Annotated in this window: 1 protein-coding gene; it reads left to right on the top strand. The window is 47.4% G+C overall.

The window, feature by feature from the left end; all coding sequences use genetic code 11:
• Nucleotides 1-295, top strand: a 295-nt coding sequence (locus I2484_RS21285) for a hypothetical protein (protein WP_207153009.1), incomplete at its 5' end; no start/stop codon positions are given.
• Nucleotides 296-508: the final 213 nt, after the last annotated feature.

Below are 508 nucleotides of genomic sequence, written 5' to 3'. Positions count from 1 at the left end.
TTACAATGAGTCTTTTATTAATCTCCTCCGCAATTATAGAGAACGAAATGCGCCTCCTTACATAGACCATCCAGCGCAGGCGCGTCTTCGTGGTAGCCGAAGCGATAAGACTGAAAGCGGTCTTCTTTCCGGCTTATCGCGGGAGGCATCCACAAAGCGCAGAAGCGGTATTAGCAGGATTTTTGATTCATTCCATGTATTGCAACTGTTGTTAATTGCATTCTCCTGCTTGAAGAAAACCCTACTTCTAGTTGTCAATCTCATACCCGATAACGAAATGCGCCTCCTTACATAGACCATCCAGCGCAGGCGCGTCTTCGTGGTAGCCGAAGCGATAAGACTGAAAGCGGTCTCCTTTCCGGCTTATCGTGGGAGGCATCCACAAAGCGCAGAAGCGGTATTAGCAGGATTTCTGAATCTACCCATTACAATGAGTCTTTTATTAATCTCCTCCGCAATTATAGAGAACGAAATGCGCCTCCTTACATAGACCATCCAGCGCAGGCGC

The organism is Sporosarcina sp. E16_8, assembly GCF_017347095.1.
GTDB lineage: Bacteria > Bacillota > Bacilli > Bacillales_A > Planococcaceae > Sporosarcina.
Note: the sequence above shows the minus strand (reverse complement) of the source record. Positions and strands in the feature narration are given on the sequence as shown.